Below are 22376 nucleotides of genomic sequence, written 5' to 3'. Positions count from 1 at the left end.
TGCGCAGTGATATTTTGCGTAATCAATCTATCCAAAGGTCAGGGAGAACGGTGCTGCTGAACGCTCAATGGCAGTGACAACATGAGGTGCCTGTTCTCGATACTGGGGATAGCGGTTGAGGACTGCTTCAACCGCAGCGAGCACTGTCTGAACGCGTTCCCTTGGGTGCTCGATATCACAAGTGTGCGCGAACTCCAGGAGTCCTTGTCGTGAGGCAAACATTGACTTGTTACCGGCCAGATCCAGCGCCAAAACGTCTTCCGGGATATAGGCAGTAGTGTTGACGATGTCGTAAGCCGGAGAGAGACGCGCATCACGCTGTGTGGGATCGGAATAGAGCAAACCGAAGTTTTTCAAATGAGCGTCGCCATTCCCGACAATGCAACTCAGGGCTACGCTGTCGAAAAGTTGCTCAAGAGAGTGGCGCAAATGTCTGGCTGGGCAAAACAAGCGAATAGCCTTGGCGATGGCTGCATAACTCTTGCTGTACTTTTGGCTGGCCGATAACCCCATCAACACCGCCATATCTTCAAACCCTATCGGGTTGAGCTGATCGTCGCGGTCAAAACGACGCATGACAAACAGCTTGGCATTATCGGAAAGGTAAAACGGTGGAACGGGAATTCCCGCCTCCTTGGCAATGGACATGCAAAGGAACTCGTTGATCGCCAGGCCGGGAAATTCGTCGCGGCCGCTTTTGATAATCAGATCCGAGGTCTTCGATGTCACTCGTGGCTGAGCTGTTTCTTGTCGTTCCGGCACTAACACCTTGGGTTGAACACCAGAAATGCCTGCTCGCAGGATGTAGCGATCAAGCATGTCAGCGAAGATATCTTCCGTCCCATTCCAGGTCAGAATTTCTTCGAGCTTTTCTCCCGGAAATTGTTGCTCCTCCAGCAGTGCGTCCACCGCTTCAGATCGCACCTGAACCCTACCGATGGGTGAAGTGCTGCCGGTCAGTGCCAGCAACAACATCGGATCGACATTCGCAGTCTTGGCCAAGCGATTGCGAAGTTGCTCCAGCACATAACCTTCTGGCAGGTTCATCTGAAAAACAGGATGAAGCTCGCGCCGCCGAAACTCGTCATGCCGTACTGGCATGGACAAGCTGATTGCCATCTCGGGCAATGCATCTCCGTGATAACGGAACGTGAAATCCTCTGTAACGCTGAAAAGCCTGCCACTAGCTCCCTCAGGCGTGCTCACTTTGAGAGAGGTCATTTTCATTCGAACAGGTCCCCAAGCTCTTCAAGGGTGGGCATGGCGGCGGGGACGACAGCGAGTTCACAATCAAGAGCACCGAGAATGCGCGCGTAGGCGATCATGCCGACAGAAAGGTTGCCCTTTTCGACCGCAATAACCTTGTAACGCGTCAGCCCCGCGAGCTCGGCAAGCTGCGCTTGCGTCAAACCACGTCTTATCCGTTGGGTTCGTAACTGGGTGCCTAGTCGGCTGATTATAAGATCGTGATCCATGTTCTATTACCGCAACATTTGATTTTAAATGTATCGTATACGCAACATTTTATCTAGGAAGTTTTTGTTTGAAAGCAACCTGCACTTGGCGTCCGCTGGGCGCCATGCGTCGCCTGATGGCCACCAACCCGAGCGAATTCGACCCACGTAAATTCTTCGGCGCCACTGTCACCGCCATGCGCGACGTGTGCATCGCTCGCTACGAAGCTTTCGGCACTGCCGGTAATGCTTCGAAGATCAGGGCGATCTCGTTGGAAGGGATGTATCAGCGTTATCTGAAAGGAGAGTTGAACGCTAAGGTCAACTAAGGTGCTTCAGCGTTTGAGTTGTATGAGAAACCCGCCGAGAGGCGGTTTTTTTTGTGAGCGATGCTTTTGATATTTCGATTCTCTATATCGGTCGCGATAATTTTTCAGAATGAATATTGAATACTGTCAACATTGACAGTTGTATAGTACGTCGCCGGGAAGGATGATTCACTCTCAAGTCAGGTGTCCCCCTTGCTTAGGAGTTTTCTCAATGAAAGTATCAAAATGGTTTGCATGTACTGCCCTAATGTTTTTAGCAGTCAATGGGGTTGGTTTTGCTTCTCAGGATTTTACTAATGCGGAGGTTGAAAGAGTATTGTCGGTTCAACAAAAAATTATATTCGCTAATGACTGCGCGGACGAAGATAAGATAAATGGGCAGTGTCCGACGAAATAGGGGGCGCAATGAGCTACCGTGAAGTGATCTCGTGATGAGTATGAGTTCGCTCCTCAAAGTTGAATATTATCGCTGGAGGTTCCATGGATACTGCTACTCAAGCTATCCTGGATGCGGCAAAAGTAGGTGATAGGGTTTTCGTGGAATTTGTATTTAATGATGCGACCACCTCTTTAGCAGAGAGTCGTACGCTTTCAGGAAAGCTGGATTCTAAAGAAACCTCAATGATTACCGTTGTAGATGAGGACAGTTACAACGTTGCAAGAGTTATCTCCATCCGAAATATTACCGGTTTCAAGATTGAAAAAGTTTCGCAGATATTCGTTACACCTCCCAGTGGTAGTGGGAAAACTATAAGTATAGAAGTTTCTTCCTTGGATTCAGTTGAACGTTTGAAAGCACAGATTCAAGTTAAAGAGGGGGTCCCTCCAGACAAACAGCGCTTGATCTTTGCAGGAAAGCAGATGGAGGATGGGCGGACCTTGGCTAGCTACAATGTCGTAGGAGATTCGATTATTCATTTGATACTACGTTAGTGATACGAGTTTTCATCTCTTTGATTGTGCGTTCAGTGACACATTCCTGTTCAATCGTGAGCGGTTTCTACGTAACGTTGTAATCTTTCATTTCAGGTCGGGATACCTGGAATCCCGCCGCGAGGCGGGTTTCCCAAGTGATGTTTTGACCACTGATAACGATGGTGAAATTATTTATCGTGATCAATATCCAGCTTGCTAAACGTCACTTTCCCGCCTTCACTGGTGTACCCGGTATTGTCCTGCACATACACCCCGGCCTTGAAGTACAGCGGTTTGTCGCGCCAGGTTGCGCTGATATCCGTGTCCCACTGATAACCCGCTGCGCTGATACCCAAGGCGCCGCCGGGGCTGAGGTGGATGAGGTAGGAGAATTCCTGGTCGAGTTTTACCCCGGTGGCGACGGTGATGACCCGGCCTTCGTCGTCATCTGGATGCATGCGCACTTTGGCGACGATGTTACCGGTGGAGGTTTTGGTCTTGTACTGGTACTCGACCTTCACCATGGGCTTCTGGCTGTTGTAGGCATGGATCTGACCAATGACGATTTTGCCCGAGCTTGGCACCTGATTCACCGCCAGGGTTGCCCTCAGGGTATTGTCGGCGTCCGGGTAGTACCAGTTTTTCAGAGTGCCGTTGCTGTAGGTTTCGCGTAATTCAGTGCGTGGATAGATGGCATTTTCAGTGCGCGAGCCGGTTACCGGGGACCAGAAGAACAAAACGCCGGTGTCGGAATGGAAGTATTGATCCTTGAAGCCATTCACCAGTTTCGATGTTTCAACGGTGTACGGCGGGCTGCCGACAGGAACACTGAGGTTCCAGGATGCGAGGTCAATCATAATCAAAGCTTCCACGAATTTTCGTTGCACGCCCGTGCCAGATGCTCTGGCACGTGCCTTGGAGGGCGGTCTTTATAATCGTAGAATGCTTTTTTGTTAACGTCCGCCTGGCAGTTAGTTGGCGTCAACATCCTGTCGAAATGCCATCTCTGCCGGTTTCAGCGGGCTGTAGCTCCGACCGTTAGTCGGCAAATGGACGCTTCGGTTAAATGATGGCGCACTGACAGCTTCTGCTTTTACGGAACCCGGTCTAGAGTAAGCCTCAGTATTTGTCCGGTTTTCACAAGAAACCGGCCTGACGTCTTGAACAAGAGAAGCAGCATGGAATGCGCGCACCCCCCGCCAATTGAAGGCAGCTCAACGTTACTAATCGTCGACGATTACCCTGAAAACCTGATCAGTATGCGGGCACTATTACAGCGCCAGGACTGGCAGGTCATCACCGCTGCCTCGGGTTTCGAGGCCCTCGGCGTGTTGCTTGAACACGATGTCGACCTGGTGCTGCTGGATGTTCAGATGCCGGGCATGGACGGCTTCGAAGTGGCGCGCCTGATGCGTGGCAGCCAGCGAACCCGCCTGACGCCGATTATTTTTCTCACCGCCAACGAACAGTCCCAGGATGCCGTGATCAAGGGCTATGCCAGTGGTGCGGTGGATTACCTGTTCAAACCGTTCGATCCGCAAATTCTCAAGCCCAAGGTCCAGGCGTTGCTGGAGCACCAGCGCAACCGACGGGCGTTGCAGCGCCTGAGCCACGATCTGGAGGTCGCTCGCGCCTTCAATGCCTCGGTGTTGGAGAACGCCGCCGAAGGCATTCTGGTGGTCGGAGAGGACGGTCTGATCCGCTTTGCCAATCCGGCGATTTCGCGGTTGCTCAACGCCACGGTGCAAGAGCTGCAAGGCAGAGAGCTATTGGGCTATCTGCAAAAACCGCACTTCCCGCGCTGGGCTGACTCGGATTTGTTGTCCGGCTACAAACGCGGCGAGACGTTACGCCTGCACGATGCGCTGCTGCGCACTGCGCCCGGCCAGCAAGTGCCGGTTGCGTTGTCTTGCGCACCGTTGCCCGCCGAACAACGTGCCATGGTGGTCACCGTGCAGGACATGTCGGTGGTGCGACACCTGCACCAACAACTCGAAGTCCAGGCCGTCACCGACCCGCTGACTGGATTGCTCAACCGTCGTGGCTTTTATCAAACCGTGGAAAATCTGCTGCTGCGCAGCGATCGCACCGAGCGTTCCTGGGTCTTGTTGTACCTGGATCTCGACGGTTTCAAGCGGGTTAACGATTCCCTTGGTCACGATGCCGGCGATCGCGTGCTGCGTTGGGTGTCCGAGCAATTGAAGGCCTGCCTGCGGCCCTTCGACATTCTGGCGCGCATTGGTGGCGACGAGTTCACTGCATTGCTGGACCTCGACGTTCCCGATCAAGCGGCGCGGATTGCCGAAAAACTCATTGAGCGGGTGTCGGTTTGTCAGCAAATCGATGGATTGGACATTACCTTGGGCGCCAGCATCGGCATTGCCACGTTCCCGGATTGCGGTCCCAATCTTGACGGTTTGTTGCGGGCGTCCGATATCGCGATGTACGAGGCCAAACGCGCCGGTCGTCAGCAATATCGTTTTTACGATCACGAAATGAACGGCCGGGCTCGTTCGCGGCTGATGCTCGAAGAAAGTGTGCGTACGGCCATCGAGAACCGAGATTTCAACCTGGTGTATCAACCGCAGGTGGCCATTGGTGACGGGAAGATTCGCGGGTTCGAGGCTTTGCTGCGCTGGCAGCATCCGAGCGTCGGTGACGTGCCGCCGGGGCTGTTTTTGCCGCTGCTGGAAGAAGCACGGCTGATCAGTCGTCTCGGCAGCTGGATTTACCAGCGTAGCGCCGGGCAGCGCAAGGCTTGGGAAACCCTGTTCGCTGAGGACCTGGTGCTGAGCGTCAGTCTGAGCCGCACCCAGTTCTCCATGCCGCATCTGGTGACCGAATTGCGTCACGTGCTTGAACGCCACGGCTTGCTGGCGCGTCATCTGGAAGTCGAGGTCACGGAAGAGGCCTTGATGCACGACGCCGAAGAAACCCGCAAACAGCTACGGTTGCTGCGCAACCTGGGGGTCAGGGTGGCGCTGGATGATTTTGGTTCCGGCCCGTGCTCGCTGTCGCACCTGCGTGATCTGGAGCTGGACACGGTCAAGCTCGACCGGCATTTGATCGCGCGGCTGCCCGACTCTGCGCGGGACGCGGCGTTGGCACGCAATGTCATCGACCTGTGCAAACAGTACGGGATACTGGTGATTGCCGAAGGCGTGGAAACCATCGCGCAGTACGATTGGCTGCAAGCCAATGGCTGCGAATATGTGCAAGGATTTTTGGTGGCGCGGCCAATGATGGCTGAAGACATCGGCGACTTCGTACAGCCGTTCGACTGGAGCGCGCTGCCCCGTTGAATTCGCTACACTGGCGACCTTTTCGTGACTTGTGTTGCCGCTGCGATGACCGTGTTGAAATATCTCCAGGCCTATCCCGCTTCATTGCAGGACCAGGTGCGCCAGCTGATCGCCGAAGGTCGGCTGGGCGATTACTTGAGTCAGCGTTACCCGGAAAAACACGGGGTGCAGAGTGACAAGGCGTTGTACACCTATGCGCTGGATCTCAAGCAGGAATACCTGCGCAACGCCCCGGCCATCGACAAAGTGTTGTTCGATAACCGTCTGGACCTGACCCACCGGGCTCTCGGCCTGCACACCACGATCTCGCGTGTGCAGGGCGGCAAGCTCAAGGCGAAGAAGGAGATTCGAATCGCTTCGCTGTTCAAGGAAGCGCCCGCGGACTTTCTGAAAATGATCGTGGTGCACGAGTTGGCACATTTCAAAGAGTCGGATCACAACAAGGCCTTCTACAAGCTGTGCGATCACATGTTGCCGGGGTATCACCAAGTGGAGTTCGATGTGCGGGTGTATCTGACTTGGCGGGATATGCAATAAAGATCAAAAGATCGCAGCCTGCGGCAGCTCCTACATTGGAACGCGAACCCTGTAGGAGCTGCCGCAGGCTGCGATCTTTTAAACCGGGAGTTTGTGGATGGACGTAAGCAAGACCAAGAGCAGCTTCTACCGCCGCTTGTACGTGGCGTACCTGATCGACAGTGGTCTGGCCAGCAGCGTTCCGGCCTTGACCGAGGTCACCGGTATGCCCCGGCGTACAGCCCAGGACACCATCGCTGCGTTGGCGGATCTGGATATCGTTTGCGAGTTCGAGCAGGAAGAAGGCGCGCGCAACCATGCCGGGCGCTATCGGATTCGCGAGTGGGGGGCGATTGATCGGGGGTGGATCGAGCGCAATTTGCGGCAGATTAAAGCGGTGTTGGAGTATCCCTGAGATTTGCGCTGATGCCGTCGCCAGCAAGCCGGCTCCTACAGGTTCAGATGCGATACACCCGCAATCATTGTAGGAGCTGGCTTGCCAGCGATACGTCCCTTAGGAACGACGCATCCCAATGTGTGGAATGCCATCCTCGATATATTCCTCACCCGCCACCACAAACCCGTACCGCCCGTAATACCCCTGCAAATGCGCCTGTGCCGAAAGATAGATCGGCATGTCTGGCCAGCGCTTCTCAGTCTGCTTCAGCGCTTGGTCCATCAACGCATGGCCAAGCCCTGTACGCCGGGCCTGAGGTGCAATGATCACCCGGCCGATCACCACGTCACCGCCCTGTAACTCCGGGTCGAGCAGGCGCAGGTACGCCACCAGACGATCCCCGTCCCACGCCATCAGATGGCAGGTGTCACCTTCCAGATCCTGGCCATCAATGTCCTGATAGATGCATTTTTGCTCGACGACGAACACCTCGGCCCGCAGTTGCAGAATGGCGTACAGCTGTTCTTTGCCCAGGTCACTATGGTGTTTGCAGACCCAATCGATTGTCATGTTCTGATTCCCTGAAAACGTCCCTCGATACTAAGCGCCTGGGCGCTAGATGTCTTTATGGCGAAGGAATCTGTGACAAAGACCAAAATGCCATCATTCATTTCGCGCGGCGCTGTCTTCTTTGTGTAATCTGGGATCGAGCGATGTGCAGTGGCTTCAATGAACTAATGTTTAGTGCCTTGTTGTGCCGGTACGGGGTCTTGGAGTTTTGGCTGAAAACACGTCGGGCAGCCCGCCCGCTAAGGATTTTCTAGCATGCCGCGATTGCATCGAGCCTTTGCTTTGATTGGATTGCTGTTGCTGATTCAAAACGCGGCGGCAGAAAAACTGCGACTGGTGGCGGATGCCTGGCCGCCATTTACCGACGCCACGCTGCTCAACGGTGGATTGGCCACCGATATTGTCAGCACCGCACTGGCGCGAGCCGGCTATGCCAGTGATTTCGAACAGGTGCCCTGGGCGCGGGCGTTGCTGGGAGTAGGCGAGGGCCGTTATGACGTGCTGGTCAATGCCTGGTACAACGACGAGCGCACAAAACTCGGCCAGTTTTCCGGCGAGTATCTGCTCAATCGCGTGCGCTTTCTCAAGCGCAAAGACGCACCGATCGAATTCAACAATCTGCAACAACTGCACACCTATCCGATTGCTGTGGTGCGCGGGTATGCCTATTCGGCTGCGTTCGATGAAGATGAATCCTTGCAGAAAATCCCGGTGCACAGTTTTGCCATGGCCGTGCGCATGGTCGCTGCCGATCGGGTCAAGCTGACGCTGGAAGATGAGTACGTTGCTCGCTATTACCTGGCCCGTGAATCATCCAAGGTGCGCAATGCCGTGGAATTTTTGCCCAAGCCGTTGAGCGAAAACAGCCTGCACATTCTGGTCAGCCTGAAGAACCCGAAGCATGAGCAGATCGTCGCCGGGTTCGACCGGGAAATTGCCAGGATGAAGGCGGATGGGAGTTATGCGCGGTTGATGAAGCAGCATGGGATGTAGGTGTTGTGGTGGGGCTAATGGCCTCATCGCTGGCAAGCCAGCGATGAGGCCAGTGCAATCACTGAAAATCTCAATCCTCACTCGTATCCTTGATCAAATGCGCCGCCAACGTGCGCAGCGGCCCAAGTTGCCGGCAGATCAACGCCAATTGCGTCTGCACCAGTCGCTGACCCTCATCGATTTCATCCGGCATTTGCTCCAGTTCGTTGGCCAGCGCTTCTTCCTCATCGCTTTGGATCGCAACCGGGGTTTTACTCGCCAGGCCTTGGGCGATTTCGTCGATGCTGCTGGCCAGCTTCACGCCGGCGCCTTCGATCAAATGCTCGCGCACATCCGCCGGTAGCAGGGTTTCCCGGTGAGCGCCGAGGCCCGATAAATAACTGAGCAACGTGTGCGACAGCACCAGGAAACGGAACCCGACGTCCGCTTCCTTACGGAAATGCCCCGGCTCCATCAGCATGTTGGCCAGGGTGGTCGACAGCGCCGCATCGGCGTTGTGCGCGTTGCGCCGGGCCAGGCGATAGGCCAGGTCGTCGCTTTTACCGGCCGCGTATTGCTGCATGATCTGGCGTAGATAGATGCTGTTGCAGCTCAGGGTGTTGGCCAGCACTTTGTTCAGGCGCCGACCCTGCCAGTCGGGCAGGAACAGGAATACCGCGAGGCCGGCGATCAGGCTGCCGAGCAGGGTATCGAACAGCCGTGGCAAAAACAGTCCGTAACCGTCGCCGACCTGATTGAAGCAGAACAGCACCATCAGGGTGATTGCCGCTGTCGCCAGGGTGTAGCGGGTGGTGCGGTTGGTAAAGAACACCACCCCGGCAGCGATGGCGAAGCACGACTGGATCAGCGGGTTCGGGAACAGGTCGAACAGCGCCCAGGCCAGGGTCAGGCCGATGGCGGTGCCGATGATCCGCTGGCCGAGTTTGCGTCGGGTAGCGCCGTAGTTCGGTTGGCAGACAAACAGCGTCGTGAGGATGATCCAGTAACCCTGGGACGGGTGAATCAAATGCACCATCGCGTAGCCGATGCTCAAGGCCAGGGGCAAACGCAGGGCGTGGCGGAACAGCAGCGAAGTCGGAGTCAGCTGCGTGCGCAGACGTATCCAGACGTCCTTGAGACTGCGCGGCGAGCGATCGAGCAGGCTGCTGTCGGTGGCATCGGCCAGGGCGTCAGGGTTGCTGGCATCGCTGAGCAAGCGGTCGAGGGTGCCGAGGTTGGCCGCCAGTGCGCGCAGCGAGCGCAACAAGCCGCGCCAGGCCGGGTTGCTCTGGATGCGCAGGTGTTCGAGTGACGCGTGCAGGTCGCTCAAGGCTTCGGCGAAACTGGCGTCATAGATGAATGGCTGGCGCATCTGGATCGACTCGGCCAGCGCCCGGCAGGCCTTGCCTTGTTGGCGCAGCAGGCGTTGGCAGCGGAACAGCACGTCGCTGTGGAAAAATGCTTCAGCCAGAGCGTTGTAGGGATAGTGCGAGGAACTGGCGCGTTCGTGGATGTCCTGCGCGAGGAAGTACAGTTTCAGGTAGCGACTGACCTTCGAGCCGGGCCGACCGTTGCCGACCCGGTGCAGAATGATTTCCTTGGCCGCGTTGAGGGCTGCGACCACGCGACCGTTCTGTTGTGCCAGTTCCAGTCGCCGCGCCTCCACATCCATCTGCCGGATCGGCTCGAACAGCGACGATTTCAGCTTCAGGTAAAACCCCAGTTCGCGGAACAACCGCGCCAGGCTCTGCTGTACGGGCTGGTTGGAAAACAGCGCCTGCCACAACACCGACAGCACGCCGTACCAGGCCGCACCGGCCACCAGCAGCAGCGGTTCATGCCAGAAATCCGTGACTGCGCCGCCGCGCTGGTCCACGCCGATCATGGTGTAGACCGACAGGATCAACGTCGCCGAAGCAATTGCGCCGTAGCGCTCGCCGAGGGCACCGAGCATGGTCAGGCAGAAGGCGGCGAGGGCGAAGGCGATGATGAAAAGGTAGGGGTAGGGAAAGAGCAGTTCGACCGACAGCGCGGCGACTGCGAAGCACACCAGCGTCACCGCCAGCGCGTTGAGGCGGCCTTGCCAACTGTCGTCGGTCTCGGCCAGGGCGCTGGCAATGATCCCCAGGAATAACGGGATCAGCAGTCCCATTTCATCCTGATACCAACACAACGCCATGGTGCCGGTCAGGGCGATGAACACCCGCACGCTGTAGCTGAATTTATCCAGCGCCCAAAGGCGACGCAAAGACTGACGAAACGAGGTCGATGACATGAAGTGCGAGGGCCTTCCGAGGCGATGACGCTAAATTGAGCCAGTAATGACGCCGACGCAATGGCGGCGATCACATCTGACAGCAAAATCTGTTCCTTCCTGATGGAGATGTCGCATTTGAAATGAACCCTGTGGCGAGGGAGCTTGCTCCCGCTCGGCGGCGTAGCCGTCGTAAATCCTGTGCACTGGGTGTGTCAGGCAAACCGGGAGACAGGTTTTGGGCCTGCTCCGCAGCCCAGCGGGAGCAAGCTCCCTCGACACCAAAGCTCGTTTATCAAGCGTACTGCGCGGCGGCGTAGCCGGAAGCCCACGCCCACTGGAAGTTGAAACCGCCCAGGTGCCCGGTGACGTCCAGCACTTCACCAATGAAATACAACCCAGGGCTTTTCAGCGATTCCATAGTCTTGGACGACACTTCGTTGGTGTCCACGCCACCCAAAGTCACTTCGGCGGTGCGATAGCCTTCGGTGCCGGCCGGTACGATTTTCCAGCTCGCCAGTTTCTCGGCGATGGCGGCGATTTCCGCGTGGGTGTACTGCTTCATCGGTTTGGAGACGAACCAGTTGTCTGCCAGCAAGTTGGCCATCTTCTTGGTGAAAATTTCACCGAACAGGGTTTTCAGTTCGCTGTTGGGACGTTCGGCTTGTTGCTGTTGCAGCCAATCTGACACGTCATGGTCCGGCATCAGGTTGATTTCCACCGTGTCGCCGGATTCCCAAAACGAAGAAATCTGCAAAATCGCCGGGCCACTCAGGCCGCGGTGGGTGAACAGGATGTTCTCGCGAAAGCTCTGGTCATTGCAGCTGACCAGGCAATCCACCGACGTCCCCGACAACTCGGTGCACAGTTCCTTGAGCTGATCGGTGATGGTGAACGGCACCAGTCCGGCACGGGTCGGCAACAGGTCGTGGCCGAATTGCTTGGCCACTTGATAGCCGAAGCCGGTCGCGCCCAGAGTCGGAATCGACAGGCCACCCGTGGCGATCACCAGGGACTCGCAAGTGATCTGCCCCAGCGTGGTCTCCAGCAAATAGCCTGTTTCGAGCTTCTCGATGGTCTGGATCGAGGTATCCAGATGCAGGCTGACGCCGACCTGATCGCACTCGTTCAGCAGCATTTCGAGGATGTCGCTGGATTTGTTATCGCAGAACAACTGGCCGAGTTTTTTCTCGTGATACGGCACGCCGTGCTTGGCGACCATGCCGATGAAATCCCACTGGGTGTAGCGGGCCAGGGCCGATTTGCAGAAATGCGCGTTCTGCGAAAGGAAATTGCTCGGTTCGGTGTACATGTTGGTGAAATTGCAGCGGCCACCGCCCGACATCAGGATTTTCTTGCCGGCCTTATTCGCGTGGTCGAGCAACAATACTTTGCGCCCGCGCCCAGCGGCGGTCAGCGCACACATCAACCCAGCGGCGCCAGCGCCAATGATCACGACTTCGGTAGAGCGCAAAACGGTGTCCTCAAAAATTTTCAAACCAACGCAAAACCTGTAGGAGCCGGCTTGCTGGCGATGCAGACGCTGCGGACCATCTGGTCGACCGCGTCATCGTTCATCGCCAGCAAGCCGGCTCCTACAGTCGATCAGAGGATGCGCACGCGCAGCGAACGGCCTTTGATCTTGCCGTCGTTCAGGCGCTGCAAGGCCTGCTTGGCGATCCCGCGTTCCACGGCTACGAAGGCCTGGAAGTCGAAAATCGCGATCTTGCCGACCTGAGCACCAGGAATACCCGCGTCGCCAGTCAGTGCGCCAAGGATGTCACCCGGGCGAACCTTGTCTTTACGGCCAGCGCCGATGCACAGCGTGCTCATCTGCGGCAGCAGCGGGCCACCGCCCTGGTTGGTCAGGTTGTCGACCTGATCCCAGGTCAGCGGCGATTTCTGCAACTGTTCGATGGCCTGTGCACGCTGGGCTTCGGGCGGTGCGACCAGGCTGATCGCGATGCCTTTTTCACCGGCACGACCGGTACGGCCGACGCGGTGAATGTGGATTTCCGAATCACGGGCCAGTTCGACGTTGATCACCATGTCCAGGGAATCGATGTCCAGACCGCGTGCGGCGACGTCGGTGGCAACCAGGACCGAAGTACTGCGGTTGGCGAACATCGCCAGCACCTGATCGCGATCACGCTGTTCCAGATCGCCATGCAGGCCGACGGCGGAGATGCCTTTGGCGGTCAGGTGGTCGACGGTTTCCTGGACCTGCTGCTTGGTGTAGCAGAAGGCCACGCAGGATGCCGGGCGGAAGTGGCCGAGGACCTTGGTCACGGCACTCATGCGCTCTTCCGGGGAAATCTCGTAGAAACGCTGCTCGATCTGCGTGTCGTCGTGGAACGCTTCGGCTTTCACTTGCTGCGGGTTGCGCATGAATTTCGAGGCCAGTTGCTTGATGCCCACCGGGTAGGTAGCGGAGAACAGCAGGGTCTGGCGACGTTCTGGCGACTGCATGATGATTTCTTCGATGGAGTCGTAGAAACCCATGTCGAGCATGCGGTCGGCTTCGTCGAGGATCAGGGTGTTGAGGCCGTGAAGCACCAGCGAGCCCTTGCGCAGGTGCTGCTGGATGCGCCCCGGGGTGCCGACGATGATGTGCGCGCCGTGCTCCAGCGAGGCGATCTGCGGACCGAGGGACACGCCGCCGCACAGGGTCAGGACCTTGATGTTGTCTTCGGCACGGGCCAGGCGACGGATTTCCTTGGCAACCTGGTCAGCCAGCTCGCGGGTCGGGCACAGGATCAGCGCCTGGCAGCCGAAGTAACGCGGATTGATCGGGTTCAGCAGGCCGATACCGAACGCAGCAGTCTTGCCGCTGCCGGTCTTGGCCTGGGCGATCAGGTCCATCCCCTTGAGGATCACCGGCAAGCTTTGCGCCTGGATCGGCGTCATCTGGGCATAACCGAGGGAGTCGAGGTTAGCCAGCATGGCGGCGGACAGCGGCAAAGTATTAAAAGCGGTGGCGATGGTGGTCACGGGACTGGCCTGCAAAACAAAATGTCGCGCAGTGTACCAGTCCGATGGCCATTCGCCCTAAGGCTCTATGTGCTCTTCCGGACGTTTAACACGCCGTCCGTCATTCTTTGAGAGCTGCGAGAAGATCGTTGCAGCCAGCATCGCCATGATTCCCACGGTCACAAATGTCAGCTGGAAGGCGCCCAAAACCGTGTCCACGCCATCATTGCCGATCTCTGCGGTGAATCCGCCGAGCAACGCACCGGCGCAGGCCACCCCCAGACTCAAAGACAATTGCGCTACCACCGACAGCAAACTGTTACCGCTGCTGGCGCTGGCGTCGTCAAGGTCGATCAGGGTCACGGTGTTCATCGCGGTGAACTGCAAGGAGTTGATCGCGCCAAGAATCGCCAGCAGGCACAACAGCAGCCAGTACGGCGTCTGCTCGCTGACCAGGCCCATGCTCGCCAGCATGATCCCCAGCGCCAGGGTGTTGCCTGTCAGCACGATGCGGTAGCCCAGGCGCTCGATCAGCGGCCGCGCCACCCACTTGGCGATCATCGCCGCAGCGGCCAGCGGCAGCATGCTCATCCCGGCCTGGGACGGCGAATAACCCAGCGCCACTTGCAGCAGCAACGGCACGAGGAACGGCAGGGCGCCGCTGCCCAAACGGGCGAACAGGTTGCCGAGGATGCCGACGGCAAAAGTCCTCGTCTTGAACAACGACGGCGCGAACAGTGGATTTTCGATATGCCCGGCGCGCAACCAATAGGCCGCCAGACACGCCATGCCGCCGAACAGCAACAACATCACCCGCAGGTGCGGCAGGTGCAATTCGCCGAGGCCCTCCATGGCGACGGTAATCAGGATCATCGCCGCGCCGAACAGCACGAAACCCAGGCTATCGAATCGGGTGCGCTCGGTGCCGCGCAGATCGGGGATGAATTTCCACACGGCGTAGCAGCCGATCGCACCGACCGGCAAGTTGATCAGGAAGATCCAGTGCCAGGTCAGATACTCGACCATCCAGCCGCCCATGGTCGGGCCGATCAACGGGCCGAGGAGGCCGGGAATGGTGATGAAGCCCATGATTCGCACCAGTTCCGAGCGCGGGTAGGCGCGCAGCACTACGAGTCGCCCGACTGGCAGCATCAGAGCGCCGCCCAAGCCCTGGATCACCCGGGCGCCGATCAGCATGCTCAAGCTTTCCGAGAGCGCACAGAGCAATGAGCCGAGGCTGAACAGCAGGATCGCGCCGAAGAAGATTTTCTTGGTGCCGAAACGGTCAGCGATCCAGCCTGAAGCCGGGATCAACAACGCGACCGTGAGCATGTAGGCGATGATCACGCCCTGCATGCGCAATGGGTCTTCCGCCAGGTCGCGGGCCATGGCCGGCAGGGCGGTGTTGAGGATGGTCCCGTCGAGGGACTGCATGAAGAAGGCAATGGCGACGACCCACGGCACCCAGCGGGCGGTGACAGGATCGAGAGGCGGGCGGTTGGGCATGTGACCTCTGAGTCATAAATTGCTCGGTCCCTGTGGCGAGGGAGCTTGCTCCCGCTCGGCTGCGCAGCAGTCGTGAATCCAGCGAATGCGGTCTGTCTGATATTCCGCTGTTGCCGGTTTTGGGCTACTTCGCAGCCCAGCGGGAGCAAGCTCCCTCGCCACAGGGTCTTGTGTTTACAGGGTCAAGGTTAGTTTGCTGACCAGCGCCCCCGGCAACAAAGCAGAAGCCGTCGCCCGTTGGCTATAGGTGCTCGCCGACAACAGCATCTCGCGCTCCTGGGTCAACGCTTCCAGTTGCGAACCCAGCAAGCTGAACGCGCTGTCATCGAAACGCATGGTGCTGACCGGCGCCTGAATCTCGCCGTTCTCGACCCAGAACGTCGCAAACCGCGTCATGCCGGTCAAACGTGCTGCCGGTTGATCCGAGAAGTTCAGGTACCACAGGTTGCTGATGTACAAACCGCTGCCGAGCTGTTTGAGAATGTCTGCCTCTGGCAAATCCCCGGCCCGCATGTTCAATGCTGTTGGCGACTCACCGCCGCTGGCACCGTTGGCGGTCAAACCGTATTCGGCGGCGCTGCGTGAGCCGACCAGTTGCGCGCCGGCCTTGCCCTCGACAATCAGCCCAAGATCACTGCGCGGATAGCCTTCGTCGGAAAACGCCGGGCTCAGCGAGCCACTGACTTTTTCATCCAGCGAAACCAGCGGGCTGAATGCCTGATCGCCACCGTAGAGCTTCTGCAACGGACTGCTTTTGCTGGCAATCGACTGCGCGGAAAAACCGCCCCAGCACAGCATGCCCATGATTTCTTCCATCGCCGCCGGAGCGAGGTAGGCGCGGTACTGACCCGGCGCCAAAGTGCGCAGCGGTCGACCCAGAAACTCAAGTTGCTCGCGGGCCTGCTGGAAGCGTTTGGCAAAGCCTTCGCTGCTCCAGTCGTGCCCGGCGTAACTGGCTTTCACTGCCTGGCCGTTTTCATGGAACAGGCTGAAATCGAAGTTGAAGCTGTTGGCCTGATGCCAGCCGAATGCACCGGAAGAACTGGCGAAACCACGGCTGATAGGACCGGCGGCATAGAACCCGACCAGATCGAGACCTTCAGCAGCCCTGGTGATTTCGCCGACCACTTGTTCAGTGTCCGGCAGCGGATGCTCCTGCACGTTCTGGTTTTTCCAGCCGTTGTAGTTGAGCAGCAGGTACGGGTCTTGCGGCAGCAGCGGCAAGGTTTCGCGCAGCTGTTGCAGGCCTTCGGCCAGGCGCTGAAGGTCAACTAGCGGGTCGCCTGCGAGGGTGATGTCGAGGTCGGCGTGGCGACCCGCATTGATCAGTTTCAAACCGATGCTCGCCTGCTGCACTTGCCCGGCCTGACGCACCTTGGCATGGTTGAAACGCACGAAGGCCGACGACTCGGCGGCGTAGCTTAGGGTGAATTGTTCCGGCTCGCGCAGGGCTTCGCGCAACCCGTCGACCAACGCCTTAAATGACTCGGCCTGAGTTTTTGCTGTACTCATCAGGCGTCTCCCCCAAATACATCCACGTTGCTGAACACGCAGGCCGGCGAAGCATGGCCGACGCGGATCACCTGATTCGGTTCACCCTTGCCACAGTTCGGTGTGCCGAGGACCTTGAAGGTACCGGCATCGCCGACGGCGCTGAGGTTCTTCCAGAACTGCGCGGAAATCGCCCGGTAATTCGGATTCTTCACCACGCCTTTGAGTTCGCCGTTCTCGATCAACTGGCCCCATTCGCAGCCGAACTGGAACTTGTTGCGCGCATCGTCGATGGACCATGAACGGTTGGTGCTCATCAAGATGCCGTGCTCGATGTTGCCGATCAATTGCTCCAGCGATTGGTCGCCGGGCTCGATATTCAGGTTGGCCATGCGGTCGATGGGCGGGCGGTTCCAGCTGCAGGCGCGGCTGTTGGCGACGCCATCGAGCCCTGCGCGAAATTGCGACAGCGCACCGCCCAATGGGCGCAGCAACAGGCCTTCGCGGATCAGGAATTGTTTGCTGGCGGCCGTGCCGTCGTCGTCATGGCCGTAGCTGGCGAGCTGCTCGGGGATGTCCGGGTCGAAGGTCACGTTGAGCAGTTTCGAGCCGTATTGCAGGTGACCGAAGTCTTCGGCTTTGACGAAACTGGTGCCGGCGTAATTGCGCTCGTCGCCGAGGATGCGGTCCAGCTCCAGCGGATGGCCGATGGATTCGTGGATCTGCAAGATCATCTGGTCAGGCGTCAGCAGCAGGTCGCGAGGACCTTGCGGAGTGTTCGGCGCCAGCAGCAATTGCAGCGCCTGATCGGCGATTTTTACCCCTGCGCCAATCAGCCCGCAGCGGCTGATGACATCAAAGCCACCCTGTTGGCCGAAGTTTTCCCGGCCGAACGTTCGGGTCTGGCTGTCGTTGCCGTCGTAGGCGGTGACCTCCAGTCCGGGGAAGACGAAGCGCTGGGCCTGACGCAGTTCGGCGCCGGCACTGTTGAGGTAGATCTGCTCGACATGAGTGATACCGATGCTCACCTGCCAGTTCACCAGCCGCTCGTCCTTGGGCACGGCGGCGGATTCGGTGCTGAGCAACTGGTAGCAATCACTCAGGGACGGGAAGGGCTGGTCGAGGTTCGGCGAGAAATAGTCGGCGCGATCACTCGACACGGCCTGCTCGCGCAGGTCGAGCAAGGCGTGGGGCTTGAGCTTGCGTGCTTGCTGTTCGGCCCGTTCGAGCGCGGCCTGCAGGCCTTGTTGCGACAGGTCGTTGGTCGCGGCATAGGCTTCGACGCCGTTGACGCGCGCGGTCAGCATCGCGCCTTCGTCACGGCTCAGGCTTGGCGGTTCGGCGACGTTCTTGCGCACCGACAGGTACTGCCCGGACTCGCGCACATAACGCAGGGAAAAGAATTCAGCGCCCGTGCGCAAGGCAGCAAAACGCTGCTTGAGCTGGGGGTGGAAATCGAACATTCGGGAACCTCCTTGGTATGGAGTGACGGCGAAGCGGTGTTGCGAGGGGAGGGGTGAAACGATTGCGTGGCGCTAGATTAGGCCTGTGCGGGGGGAGGATCAAGGGTGGAGCAATGGAGGAAAAGATTCCGAAATAGAGAGCGCGCATGACGAGTTGGCTGATGATTGAGTTCGCGAGCAGCCATTGCAGCTTGCTCGCGAACAATCCCGCCGTCAGTACAGGGAGCCACGTTCAGCCGTTCAGATAAAAGAAAGCAGCAACATAAATGATTAGGCTGGCGAAAAAAGAAGGCAGGATTTTTCTTGTTTTGGCGACCGCGATGAAGGTTCCGACGAGCAAGAATAGTTTCAGGGCATCCAGCGTATCAAATTGCTGCATCAGGGTCAGAGCATCCCTTTTGTTGAACGCTGTGTCATAAATGATGACTCCCAACATTGCTTGTGCGCTGTAGCTGATAAACCGATAAAAAGAACCTTGGGTTTGCGTGAGTGCGGTGCTGTTCTTGAAGGCGAAGGGAAGGGCGCGAAAGGCGAAGGCGGTTGCGGCGGAGAATGCAATAAGGAGCCAAATTGTCATGAAGCTACGCCGCCTCTTTTTTGTAAGTGTTTTCAATCAGGACGATCAGTCCGCCGATGATAAAAGGCGTGCAGAGCATGCTGTAGTCCTTGAACAGATAAACCAGTAGTGGCGCACCGATGAAGCCAAGCCAGTAACTCGATACTTCCGGGTAATGAGGCCAGTGCTTGCCCGCCAAAGCGGTAAACTGCAGCGGCAATAGAAGAGTCATCGCCGCATAGATGACGGGTGAGGTGAGTTTGGCACCGGTGATAAAGCCGATGTAGGTGCAGATGATTGAGACACCGAAAATGGGAAGGCCAAGGCCGATCATGTAGGCGAAGGCGTGATCGGATTTTTGCTTGAATCGAGTAACACACCCTGTGAATATCGAAGGCGTGATCAGAATCAAGGCGGCCATGGTTTTTGTGGTGGAAGTGCTTCTTATATAGGGGGCAAGGGTCGCGGAAAGTAATACAAAGCGAGCATTGAGTGCCATGATGACAGGAAGCAATATCCATCCATCGTTATAGCTTTGAATTAGTAAAAACTGCAGGGGGGTGGAGAATATTAAAAGTGTCGTTGCAAGTGTCTGGCTGAGTGTTAGTGATTGCGTTGCACTTAAAATACCTATCGATAGGTACAAAAAAATAAACGCGACACCAAAGGTGATTGCATCCCGTGCACCTTCAATAAAGACGTCAACGGCCACGGGACGAGTGGATGTATCTGTAGCCGTCATCAATGGGCCTCTCGGGTTGAGAATGTTTCATCCAGCGGGAAATATTGCTTTCTAGGGCCCTTGCTTCGAAACAACAATCGAGGCGTTGTATTGAATGTCGAGTGTTGCGCTTGTTCCCGAGCTTCGTTGGTATCGATATTCAGCATCGGGCGTGCATGCAGTATCTTGTGGTTGGCTACGATAAGGAACGTACCGGTTTCAGCTGTCGAAACGTTGTGTTTGGCGTTTGGCAGGCCAGCGCGGATTTTGTCCAGGACGTGCTGGCCACCATTTTCAGCGCGCATCCGCTCACCGTTCTCTGTATCAATTCGGAAATCCAGCGAAAAAAGAAAACCGTAGATTTCGGAATATTCAACTACGCGACGGACTCGTTTTTTTAAGCCGCTGACGTTTTTACCGGAAATGAACGTTGCCTGCATCGTCAATAACTCGCGTATATCGTCGTCGTTTAAATCACGCAATAGATCAGCTGGGAAATAATAGGCGGTGGGAGTTTTCGTGACGTCCCTGCAAACAGTCAGGGCCAGAAAATCAACATTCAGCTCTTCATATAAGTCATCAGAATGCGGTGTGATATCGCCATGACCATTGCCCCACTCCCGATGTATTTCCGCGGAGGGTTTGAGATACAGTGCTTTGTGTTCTTCGTATTCGTATTTGATGTCAGTGAGGTAAAACAGGTCAGACAGAGCCTCGTGCACGGTTAAAGCAAGTTTTGGCGAGTCCAGGTTGAATACATTTTTAATACGGACGGCCGCGCATCCGTTAGCCAGCCCCACTTTGTCGAAGTAGACGGTATCTTCCGTGCGCAGATAAGTTAGAAAAAGGTTAACTAGCTGTGTTTTTAAGATGTGCGTGTCGTATTGGTTGTTTTTTTCCACCAGGACTCAACAACGCCCACCATATAGCTGAAGTCCAAGGTGATCGCTTGTTCTTCGGATATTTTGTCTCTGAAGTAACTTGGTTTTTTTGCAAACTCCGTGTTGAGCATATTTTTTTCTCCATTTAAGTTGCTCGAGTCCTGTTTGAACTGGACGCGAATATTAATGGAGGTTTCTAAGTTAGTGTGAGTGTATGTGTAACGAATTTTGTTTCGAGTAATAGATGTTTTTAGTTGCTTGGTGCGAGTGTTGTTGTTTGTTGTAAGCAGCTTGAATTAGCCAAAAAAAACCGTCAACCCGGAAAGGTTGACGGTTTTTTTTGAATCAATTGCGAGAGCCGTTACGGAGCGATCTGGCTCACTTCCCGCATTGGCTTGCCCTTAACCGGCGCTTCACCCGCCACATAGTACGTAGCAGTGCTGCGCGGCAACGGCTGGCGGCCACGGATCTTGTCGGCGATTTTCTCGGCGATCATGATCGTTGGTGCATTCAGGTTGCCGGTGGTGATGATCGGCATGATCGAGGCGTCGACCACGCGCAGGCCTTGCATGCCATGCACGCGACCTTCGCCATCGACCACGGCCATCTCGTCGGTGCCCATCTTGCACGAGCAGGACGGGTGGAACGCGGTTTCGGCGTGTTCGCGGATGAACTTGTCCAGCTGCTCATCGGTTTGCACGTCGATGCCCGGGCTGATTTCGCGACCACGGAAAGCGTCCAGTGCCGGCTGCTGCATGATTTCACGGGTCAGGCGGATGCCGTCGCGGAATTCCTGCCAGTCCTGCTCGGTGGCCATGTAGTTGAACAGGATGCTCGGGTGCTGGCGCGGGTCTTTCGACTTGGCCTGGATGCGCCCGCGGCTTGGCGAGCGCATGGAGCCCATGTGCGCCTGGAAACCGTGCTCTTTCACACCGTTGCTGCCGTTGTAGTTAATCGCCACCGGCAGGAAGTGGTACTGGATGTTCGGCCATTCGAACTCTTCGCGAGTACGGATGAAACCGCCGGCCTCGAACTGGTTGCTGGCGCCGATGCCGGTGCCGTTGAACAGCCACTCGGCACCGATGGCCGGCTGGTTGTACCAGAGCAGCGACGGGTACAGGGAAACCGGTTGGGTGCAAGCGTATTGCAGGTACAGCTCAAGGTGGTCCTGCAGGTTTTCACCGACGCCCGGCAGGTCGTGGACCACTGGAATATCGAGCTTGTTCAGCAGTTCGGCGGGGCCGACGCCGGAGCGTTGCAGGATCTGCGGCGACGCGATGGCGCCGGAGCACAGCAGCACTTCCTTGCGCGCTTTGGCTTCAACGCGCTCTTCAGCGTCGCCGACCAGGTAACGCACGCCGACCGCACGCTTGCCGTCGAACAGGATCTTGTCGGTCAGGGCGTGGGTGACGATGGTCAGGGTCGAACGCTTTTTGGCCACGTCGAGGTAACCGCGAGCCGTGGAAGCACGACGGCCGTTCGGCGTCACGGTGCGGTCCATCGGACCGAAGCCTTCTTGCTGGTAACCGTTCAAGTCTTCGGTGCGCGGATAACCCGCCTGCACGCCCGCTTCAACCATGGCGTGGAACAGTGGGTTGTTACCGGCTTTTGGCGTGGTCACGCTGACCGGGCCGTCGCCACCGTGGTAGTCGTTCGGACCGATGTCGCGGGTTTCCGCTTTGCGGAAATACGGCAAGCAGTCCAGGTAGGACCAGTCTTCCAGGCCTGGCAGTTTCGCCCAACCGTCGTAGTCCATGGCGTTACCACGGATGTAGCACATACCGTTAATCAGCGAAGAACCGCCGAGGCCCTTGCCGCGACCGCATTCCATCCGGCGACCGTCCATGTGCGGCTCGGCGTCGGTTTCGTAGGCCCAGTTGTAGCGACGACCTTGCAGTGGGAACGCCAGCGCCGCCGGCATTTGTGTGCGGAAGTCGAAACGGTAGTCAGGGCCACCGGCTTCGAGCAGCAGGACAGTGACGCCGGCGTCTTCAGTCAGACGGGTCGCCAGGGTGTTACCGGCAGAGCCGGCACCGATGATGATGTAATCGAATTCTTGGGACATTGAATGCACCCTCT

20 protein-coding genes and 1 pseudogene are annotated in these 22376 nt (G+C 57.3%); 7 read left to right on the top strand and 14 right to left on the bottom strand.

Features of this window, described 5'->3' with window-relative positions; genetic code table 11:
* Positions 1-27: 27 nt before the first annotated feature.
* Both NL64_RS07405 and NL64_RS07400 read right to left on the bottom strand, forming a co-directional pair.
* Positions 28-1227 carry a type II toxin-antitoxin system HipA family toxin gene (locus NL64_RS07405; protein ID WP_034147494.1) on the bottom strand — a complete coding sequence of 400 codons (1200 nt, stop codon included), beginning with the start codon at positions 1225-1227 and terminating at the stop codon, positions 28-30.
* Positions 1224-1475, bottom strand: a complete 252-nt coding sequence (locus tag NL64_RS07400) for a helix-turn-helix domain-containing protein (protein ID WP_034147493.1) — start codon at positions 1473-1475, stop codon at positions 1224-1226. Before NL64_RS07400 ends, NL64_RS07405 begins: the two co-directional genes overlap by 4 nt.
* Before the next feature lie 79 nt (positions 1476-1554).
* Between NL64_RS07400 and NL64_RS07395 the strand changes: the two are divergent.
* From NL64_RS07395 to NL64_RS07390, 3 genes and pseudogenes are all read left to right on the top strand, one after another.
* Positions 1555-1783 (top strand): annotated as a pseudogene (locus NL64_RS07395) (fructose-1,6-bisphosphate aldolase); the annotation flags it as partial.
* A gap of 211 nt (positions 1784-1994) precedes the next feature.
* Positions 1995-2180 carry a hypothetical protein gene (locus NL64_RS30035; RefSeq protein ID WP_155292731.1) on the top strand — a complete coding sequence of 62 codons (186 nt, stop codon included), beginning with the start codon at positions 1995-1997 and terminating at the stop codon, positions 2178-2180.
* 83 nt (positions 2181-2263) lie between these two features.
* Positions 2264-2716, top strand: a complete 453-nt coding sequence (locus tag NL64_RS07390) for a ubiquitin-like protein (RefSeq protein ID WP_216594564.1) — start codon at positions 2264-2266, stop codon at positions 2714-2716.
* A gap of 170 nt (positions 2717-2886) precedes the next feature.
* On the opposite strand, the gene NL64_RS07385 is transcribed toward NL64_RS07390, so the two are convergent.
* Positions 2887-3555: a polysaccharide lyase family 7 protein gene (locus tag NL64_RS07385; protein WP_034147491.1), complete on the bottom strand. Its 669-nt coding sequence runs from the start codon at positions 3553-3555 to the stop codon at positions 2887-2889.
* A gap of 321 nt (positions 3556-3876) precedes the next feature.
* Here NL64_RS07385 and NL64_RS07380 point away from each other — a divergent pair, with 321 nt between their 5' ends.
* From NL64_RS07380 to NL64_RS07370, 3 genes are all read left to right on the top strand, one after another.
* Positions 3877-6000: a putative bifunctional diguanylate cyclase/phosphodiesterase gene (locus tag NL64_RS07380; protein WP_034147490.1), complete on the top strand. Its 2124-nt coding sequence runs from the start codon at positions 3877-3879 to the stop codon at positions 5998-6000.
* Between the two features lie 45 nt (positions 6001-6045).
* Positions 6046-6537, top strand: a complete 492-nt coding sequence (locus tag NL64_RS07375) for a M48 metallopeptidase family protein (RefSeq protein ID WP_034147489.1) — start codon at positions 6046-6048, stop codon at positions 6535-6537.
* A gap of 97 nt (positions 6538-6634) precedes the next feature.
* Positions 6635-6931, top strand: a complete 297-nt coding sequence (locus tag NL64_RS07370; protein ID WP_007894945.1) for a winged helix-turn-helix domain-containing protein — start codon at positions 6635-6637, stop codon at positions 6929-6931.
* Positions 6932-7030: 99 nt separating this feature from the next.
* Here NL64_RS07370 and NL64_RS07365 read toward each other — a convergent pair whose 3' ends face one another.
* Positions 7031-7483 carry a GNAT family N-acetyltransferase gene (locus NL64_RS07365; protein ID WP_034147488.1) on the bottom strand — a complete coding sequence of 151 codons (453 nt, stop codon included), beginning with the start codon at positions 7481-7483 and terminating at the stop codon, positions 7031-7033.
* 255 nt (positions 7484-7738) lie between these two features.
* On the opposite strand from NL64_RS07365, the gene NL64_RS07360 reads away from it, so the two are divergent.
* Positions 7739-8476, top strand: a complete 738-nt coding sequence (locus tag NL64_RS07360; protein ID WP_034147487.1) for a substrate-binding periplasmic protein — start codon at positions 7739-7741, stop codon at positions 8474-8476.
* 70 nt (positions 8477-8546) lie between these two features.
* Here the strand turns inward: NL64_RS07360 and yccS are convergent, their stop codons facing one another.
* The 10 genes from yccS to betA form a co-directional block, all read right to left on the bottom strand.
* On the bottom strand, positions 8547-10730 hold the full coding sequence (gene yccS, locus NL64_RS07355) for a YccS family putative transporter (protein ID WP_034147486.1): 2184 nt from the start codon (positions 10728-10730) through the stop codon (positions 8547-8549).
* Between the two features lie 274 nt (positions 10731-11004).
* Positions 11005-12183 carry an NAD(P)/FAD-dependent oxidoreductase gene (locus NL64_RS07350; protein ID WP_034147751.1) on the bottom strand — a complete coding sequence of 393 codons (1179 nt, stop codon included), beginning with the start codon at positions 12181-12183 and terminating at the stop codon, positions 11005-11007.
* Between the two features lie 131 nt (positions 12184-12314).
* On the bottom strand, positions 12315-13652 hold the full coding sequence (dbpA, locus tag NL64_RS07345; RefSeq protein WP_253277065.1) for an ATP-dependent RNA helicase DbpA: 1338 nt from the start codon (positions 13650-13652) through the stop codon (positions 12315-12317).
* A 105-nt stretch (positions 13653-13757) separates the two neighbouring features.
* Positions 13758-15185, bottom strand: a complete 1428-nt coding sequence (gene mdtD, locus NL64_RS07340; protein ID WP_034147484.1) for a multidrug transporter subunit MdtD — start codon at positions 15183-15185, stop codon at positions 13758-13760.
* A gap of 174 nt (positions 15186-15359) precedes the next feature.
* Entirely contained in the window at positions 15360-16697 is a 1338-nt protein-coding gene (locus NL64_RS07335) for a TldD/PmbA family protein (RefSeq protein ID WP_034147483.1), read from the bottom strand.
* Complete coding sequence (locus NL64_RS07330) at positions 16697-18139, bottom strand: TldD/PmbA family protein (protein WP_034147482.1); 1443 nt, start codon at positions 18137-18139, stop codon at positions 16697-16699. The genes NL64_RS07335 and NL64_RS07330 overlap by 1 nt, the downstream gene beginning before the upstream one ends.
* A 232-nt stretch (positions 18140-18371) precedes the next feature.
* Entirely contained in the window at positions 18372-18716 is a 345-nt protein-coding gene (locus tag NL64_RS07325) for an AzlD domain-containing protein (protein WP_034147481.1), read from the bottom strand.
* 4 nt (positions 18717-18720) lie between these two features.
* Positions 18721-19437: an AzlC family ABC transporter permease gene (locus tag NL64_RS07320; protein ID WP_034147480.1), complete on the bottom strand. Its 717-nt coding sequence runs from the start codon at positions 19435-19437 to the stop codon at positions 18721-18723.
* Entirely contained in the window at positions 19437-20318 is an 882-nt protein-coding gene (locus tag NL64_RS07315; protein ID WP_034147479.1) for a hypothetical protein, read from the bottom strand. The genes NL64_RS07320 and NL64_RS07315 overlap by 1 nt, the downstream gene beginning before the upstream one ends.
* Positions 20319-20658: 340 nt before the next feature.
* Positions 20659-22362 (bottom strand): choline dehydrogenase, encoded by a 1704-nt coding sequence (gene betA / locus NL64_RS07310; RefSeq protein ID WP_034147478.1) that lies wholly within the window; start codon positions 22360-22362, stop codon positions 20659-20661.
* Positions 22363-22376: the final 14 nt, after the last annotated feature.

Source organism: Pseudomonas fluorescens (assembly GCF_000802965.1).
GTDB lineage: Bacteria > Pseudomonadota > Gammaproteobacteria > Pseudomonadales > Pseudomonadaceae > Aquipseudomonas > Aquipseudomonas fluorescens_A.
Note: the sequence above shows the minus strand (reverse complement) of the source record. Positions and strands in the feature narration are given on the sequence as shown.

What these genes read in the sequence shown, in the direction of transcription:
- NL64_RS07405 (WP_034147494.1), bottom strand. Translation starts at nt 1,227, where the DNA reads ATGAAAATGACCTCTCTCAAAGTGAGCACGCCTGAGGGAGCTAGTGGC.
- NL64_RS07400 (WP_034147493.1), bottom strand. Translation starts at nt 1,475, where the DNA reads ATGGATCACGATCTTATAATCAGCCGACTAGGCACCCAGTTACGAACC.
- NL64_RS30035 (WP_155292731.1), top strand. Translation starts at nt 1,995, where the DNA reads ATGAAAGTATCAAAATGGTTTGCATGTACTGCCCTAATGTTTTTAGCA.
- NL64_RS07390 (WP_216594564.1), top strand. Translation starts at nt 2,264, where the DNA reads ATGGATACTGCTACTCAAGCTATCCTGGATGCGGCAAAAGTAGGTGAT.
- NL64_RS07385 (WP_034147491.1), bottom strand. Translation starts at nt 3,555, where the DNA reads ATGATTGACCTCGCATCCTGGAACCTCAGTGTTCCTGTCGGCAGCCCG.
- NL64_RS07380 (WP_034147490.1), top strand. Translation starts at nt 3,877, where the DNA reads ATGGAATGCGCGCACCCCCCGCCAATTGAAGGCAGCTCAACGTTACTA.
- NL64_RS07375 (WP_034147489.1), top strand. Translation starts at nt 6,046, where the DNA reads ATGACCGTGTTGAAATATCTCCAGGCCTATCCCGCTTCATTGCAGGAC.
- NL64_RS07370 (WP_007894945.1), top strand. Translation starts at nt 6,635, where the DNA reads ATGGACGTAAGCAAGACCAAGAGCAGCTTCTACCGCCGCTTGTACGTG.
- NL64_RS07365 (WP_034147488.1), bottom strand. Translation starts at nt 7,483, where the DNA reads ATGACAATCGATTGGGTCTGCAAACACCATAGTGACCTGGGCAAAGAA.
- NL64_RS07360 (WP_034147487.1), top strand. Translation starts at nt 7,739, where the DNA reads ATGCCGCGATTGCATCGAGCCTTTGCTTTGATTGGATTGCTGTTGCTG.
- yccS (WP_034147486.1), bottom strand. Translation starts at nt 10,730, where the DNA reads ATGTCATCGACCTCGTTTCGTCAGTCTTTGCGTCGCCTTTGGGCGCTG.
- dbpA (WP_253277065.1), bottom strand. Translation starts at nt 13,652, where the DNA reads ATGCTGGCTAACCTCGACTCCCTCGGTTATGCCCAGATGACGCCGATC.
- mdtD (WP_034147484.1), bottom strand. Translation starts at nt 15,185, where the DNA reads ATGCCCAACCGCCCGCCTCTCGATCCTGTCACCGCCCGCTGGGTGCCG.
- NL64_RS07335 (WP_034147483.1), bottom strand. Translation starts at nt 16,697, where the DNA reads ATGAGTACAGCAAAAACTCAGGCCGAGTCATTTAAGGCGTTGGTCGAC.
- NL64_RS07330 (WP_034147482.1), bottom strand. Translation starts at nt 18,139, where the DNA reads ATGTTCGATTTCCACCCCCAGCTCAAGCAGCGTTTTGCTGCCTTGCGC.
- NL64_RS07325 (WP_034147481.1), bottom strand. Translation starts at nt 18,716, where the DNA reads ATGACAATTTGGCTCCTTATTGCATTCTCCGCCGCAACCGCCTTCGCC.
- NL64_RS07320 (WP_034147480.1), bottom strand. Translation starts at nt 19,437, where the DNA reads ATGACGGCTACAGATACATCCACTCGTCCCGTGGCCGTTGACGTCTTT.
- betA (WP_034147478.1), bottom strand. Translation starts at nt 22,362, where the DNA reads ATGTCCCAAGAATTCGATTACATCATCATCGGTGCCGGCTCTGCCGGT.